Genomic DNA, 5,010 nt, shown 5'->3' on the forward strand with positions numbered 1-5,010 from the left:
GGTCAATATTGCCTACTCAACCGGCATTTCCGTCGAAAATTTTTATAACCAAGTTGGGGCGCTTAAGAAGGTTTCCATGAGCGAAGCCGGTGCCGGCAAAGTATTGGCCGAAGCGCTGGAGTTCGATGAGGTGGGCCGTGTGCGCGCTGAGTTGCTGGGCAACGGCATGCGGCGATCCACAGAATACACGACCGACTCCAATCGCCTCAAGTCCGTTTCCGTGATGTCGCACGGTGAAGTGGTTCAAGACCTCAGGCTCTCGCACGACGCGGTGGGCAACATCACTTCCCGCACGGACAAGCCTTCCATGCTGGATGAGACGTTTGGCTATGACGAATTGAGCCGACTGACATCTGTGTCTACGCAGGGACACGAGAAAATGGCCGTTGCCTTTGATGCGTCCGGAAATATCCGGAACAAGAGCGGCGTGGGCAACTACGAATACTGCAAGCAGGCTGAAGCCACTAGGCTGTGTGCTGTCGGTGAAGGGCCGGCTGCCAAGTCGCTGGCATATGACCCGTCCGGCAATGTTGTGAGCTATGGTGACAGAACGCTTGAGTTCAATGCAGAGAACAGGGTTTCGGCCATCGAGCGCAAGCGCAACGCTGGTGTGAGGCTGAACTATTCCGAATTTGTCTACGGCGCCGATGGTCAATTGGTTCAACATGAAAGCCGACAGGGTGCGGTGAAATTCAAAGCGTCGTACCTCGGCGAGGTGGAACTCTTGCGAGAGGAATTCGCTCCTCCATTCCTAAGGACGCCGGAGCGCACTCGTGTCAGGCACCATGTTGCGGGACCGAGCGGCGTCATCGGGTTCTTCGAAAAGACATTCCTGCACCATCCCATGCAGTTCTCGTCGCCGTTCTATGCGAATCTCCTGCGCATCACGCCCGAGCGAACGACCGCGCAGAAAGACGGCGGGTTCAGCTATTTCATCAAAGACCATCTGAGCTCGCTCACCGCGCTAGCCGATGGCGCAGGCAAGGTAGTAGAACGGTTCGCGTACGACGCTTGGGGCAAGAGGATCAAGGCCGGAGGCGGCGGCCCTTACAGTTCGGTGCGCACGGGCTTCTCCTCTCATGAGCAATTGGACGACCTGGAACTCGTCCATATGCAGGGCCGGATATACAGCCCCGAACTGGGCCGATTCATGAGCCCCGACGTGGTCGTCCAGTTCCCGCTTAACACCCAGTCCTTCAACCGCTATGCCTATGTTCTCAATAATCCGCTGAGATTTATCGACCCCTCCGGCTTCGACCTCTGGGGCGATATCGTTGGCGGATTAGGCGATGTCTTGGGTGGGGTTCTTGACGTGGCCGACGCGATCTTCGGGAAACCAATGAGATGGGTCGGTGAACAGCTTAGTCAGGCAGGTCAGTGGATAGAGAAAAACTGGCGAGTGATCGTTGTCATCGCAGTGGCCATCGCCGCGCCCTACCTACTTCCCGCGATGAGTGCGATCGCCTTGGGTGCCGTCACGGGAGCGATCGTCGGTGGTTTGAGTGCGGCACTGTATGGCGGAAACATTGATGACGTTTTGCGAGGGGCTGCCCTCGGCGCGATCACGGGTGCGATCACGGGTGGGGTCGCCCAGCACTACGGCCCAACCTACTCGTTCGGGCGCGTTGTGTCAGAGGGGGCTGCGGGGGGCATCAGTGCGCAAATCCGAGGGGGCAACTTCTCCGAGGGCTTCAACTTTGCCTTCGCAATGGCAGCCGTCACGTACGCCAATCAGGAAATGCGCAACGACCAAATCAAGGGCTCCTCCCAGCCCAGAAGTGCCGACGACTCAAGGACAAATTTGTCGCCTCGCGGCAAATACAGCAAAGGAATGTTTGGCGATGGCCAAAAGCTGGGAGGAACGCGACTGGAGCCGAATACCCTGGACTGCTCTGGTGGAACATTTGGAGGTTGTCAGATGGACGAGGGCATGATCGGGAAATGGAAATACGAAAAAGGAAGCTTCCAGGATTCAGTCGTCGAGTCTTTCGCGGGACCGCATGACTGGCTGATCGACAAAACCGGCGGCTACTACGACAACGGTTTTGGCAAGAGATTCGGTAACTTCTTCGGCGACACGGCCTATCCCGGCATTATGCTTGTGCCTGCCGCTTACTTTGCTGCTCCTGCCTTTGTACCGGTCCAGGCAAGGGAAGAGATGCAGCGCCGATGCACCAATGCGTACGGTTGGTGTATGTGATCGGAGAGTTAGTCAAGGGAGCCTCGCTATGGCCTGCCTCTCGCCCCCCTGACGATCCACATCCCACTTCTTGGGTTCGGTACGGCCGAACTTGGGCAGTCGAACGACGTTGCCGTTGCCTGGGTCGAGGCCTATAGTCTCGAGAGCGTAAAGGTGTTGAAATCACTTCGGCTGCAAGACCAATCTAGCTGCGGGGCGTTCGTTCCGCCTTGTTGACTTTGAATGGGGGAATCATGGGGCCATCGACGAAGAAGAACGTGGCATCCCGCGCGTCAGGGGAATCCCCGGTTCGCAAAAAGTCCCCTCCGGCGAGGAGTCACCTCAGCCAGATACCTGTAACCAATCCCGGGCAAAAGGAGTCCCGGGTATCCAAGGTCAGCATCGAGCGATTCGTGAAGATTGTTCGCCTTGCGCGCAGGAAAAATGGCGTGACCATGAGCGACCTCGGTGTCGAACTCGGTGTCTCAACAGCTTCCGTCAAGCGTGATATCGACTAYCTGAAAGACCGACTGAACTGCCCCATCGAGTGGGACAGTCGCAAGCGCGCACACATGCTGCGGGATGACCCTGCGACTGGCGAGCGCTTTGAACTCCCAGGTCTCTGGTTCGATGCATCGGAGCTCTTCGCGATGCTGATGATGCTACACCTGGTCGAGGGCGTGCAGCCGGGACTACTTGAAGAGCACGTCGCCCCAATGAAGGAGCGCGTGCGCTCAATGCTGGCAGCAGGTGGAAAGTCGGCGAAACAGATTGAGCGGAAGGTCAAGCTGATTCACTTCGCACCGCGCAGGATTGAACCTAAGCACTTTAAGGTGCTAGCGACCGCCCTGCTGGAAGGTAAGAAACTCCAATTGCAGTATCTGCGCCGTGACAAAAACGAAACGACTGAGCGCGTTATTTCTCCACTGCAGTTGGTCCATTACCGGGAAAATTGGGTTTTGGACGCGTGGTGCCATCTGCGTAATGAGCTGCGATCCTTCGCCCCTGAAGCTATCGAAGACGTCAAGATCCTGCCCGAATCCGCCATTGAGGTTAGCCAAGAAGAAATGAGAACGCACTTTCAGAGCGGATACGGAATTTTTTCTGGAAAGGCGACTAATCGGGCTATCCTGAAGTTCACTCATGACCGCGCCCAATGGATTGCCTTGGAGACTTGGCATCCTGACCAGAGTGACAGATGGCTGAGCGACGGCAGCTACATTTTGGAAGTCCCATATTCGAACGATCAGGAGCTCGTAATGGACGTGTTGCGCTACGGGCCCGAGGTCGAAGTCCTAGGGCCGCCCGAGTTGCGCCAGAGGATTCAAGAGCGTTTGTGCGCTGCAGCAAAACATTACGGCGACGAGCCCGCTGAGTAGCGCACTATTTGAGCTACCACTCCAACCACAATCGTCTCCATCATCGGGAATGGTCCCGGTCTGGGGTCGTTGATGCCGTTGCATGTTTTGGCACTTTCCGGTGGCGGGTTCCGCGGCCTTTACACCGCGACTGTCCTTAAGGTTCTCGAGGAGCAGTTTGGCACGCCACTGGCTAACCGGTTCGACCTGATTTGCGGGACGTCTGCCGGAGGTCTGCTTGCAATGGGGTTGGCCGCCGAGGTACCCGCAGCGAAGCTGCAGGCGATGTTCGAGCAAGATGGCGGCCGCATCTTCAATTCTCAGGACCTGAAACGCAAGGCGTTCGGCCCGTGGTTCCAGGCAAAGCACGCGTCTGACGGGCTGCGCACCGTGCTCACAGAACAACTGGGCGACTTGACCATCGGTGACCTTAAGCATCGCGTTCTGATTCCTACGGTGAATTACTCTAAGGGCTCCGGCCAGTTCTTCAAAACGCCGCACGCCGAAAATTTTTACACCGACCACAGGCACAAACTCGTTGACGTGGGTCTGGCCACCGCTGCCGCGCCTACCTATTTCCCGCTCCACCAGATGGGTGACGAAGGTGTGTTCGCCGACGGCGGCCTTGTTGGCAACTCCCCCGGATTTTTCGGGCTTCATGAGGCGCATCAGGTCCTTGGTGCGTCACGTGAGCCTGGTGCTGTACGTGTGCTGGCCATCGGCACGATGACCTTGGGCGCCACGAAACGGGGTGGCTCCGGCCTCGACTGGGGCTACAAGCAGTGGGGTGCCAAGCTCTTCGACTTGGTCATCTCGACGCAGGAGCGGTCCACCGACACCCTGCTTGGCCATTTACTCGGCAACGACTACATGCGCATCGACGATCCGGCTACACCCGATCAGAGCCGGGACATCGAGAAACTTGACTTGGTGACGCCAGCCGCCATCGAGGTTCTGAAAACCCGGGGCACCCAAGCCGCCAGAACAGCTCTCGGTGACTCCCGATTCGCTCCCTTCCGCAGCCACGTTGCGGCCAGCCCGGTGTTCTTCCACGGGCCCAACAAAAACTCAGGTAACTGATCATGCTCAATCTCAGCGCACTTTTCCACACCGAGGTCGAGGACTCGAACCTACTGAAAAACATCACCCTTGGCGACGCCGAGTGCGAGTTCATCCTCGAAGCGAAGGAGGCCGTTCGAAAGCAGTTGCGCATTGGGCTTCCGCGGCTGATGAAGGAAGCTGGGTACGAAAAAGAGGCTGTGCCTCCCAGATTCTTCACGCAGGGCTCGTGGGCCTACAAAACCATCAATGCGCCGTGCCATCTGCCGCCCCAGCAAGCGGATATCGACGACGGCGCGTACCTGCCCCTGAGCTTTATGACGGAAACAGGTCGCCCTAGGGCCGCGAGCCAGGTCTTCTTCAAGGCTGCCGAAACCGCGCTGGAACCACTGGTGAAAGAACGAGGCTGGAAGC

4 protein-coding genes are annotated in these 5,010 nt (G+C 57.7%); all 4 read left to right on the top strand.

The features are described 5' to 3' along the window. The coding region (locus AC1D1Z_RS33925) for an RHS repeat-associated core domain-containing protein (protein WP_477853196.1) at positions 1-2,200 on the top strand (2,200 nt) is incomplete at its 5' end. Between the two features lie 233 nt (positions 2,201-2,433). Then, positions 2,434-3,558 (top strand): helix-turn-helix transcriptional regulator, encoded by a 1,125-nt coding sequence (locus tag AC1D1Z_RS33930; RefSeq protein ID WP_477853197.1) that lies wholly within the window; start codon positions 2,434-2,436, stop codon positions 3,556-3,558. Positions 3,559-3,630: 72 nt separating this feature from the next. Continuing rightward, positions 3,631-4,617, top strand: coding sequence for a CBASS cGAMP-activated phospholipase (locus tag AC1D1Z_RS33935; RefSeq protein ID WP_477700442.1), 987 nt, complete (start codon positions 3,631-3,633; stop codon positions 4,615-4,617). A 2-nt stretch (positions 4,618-4,619) separates the two neighbouring features. Beyond that, positions 4,620-5,010, top strand: a 391-nt coding sequence (locus AC1D1Z_RS33940) for a cyclic GMP-AMP synthase DncV-like nucleotidyltransferase (RefSeq protein WP_477853198.1), incomplete at its 3' end; no start/stop codon positions are given.

This window comes from Rhizobium sp. P1_E1, assembly GCF_056406015.1.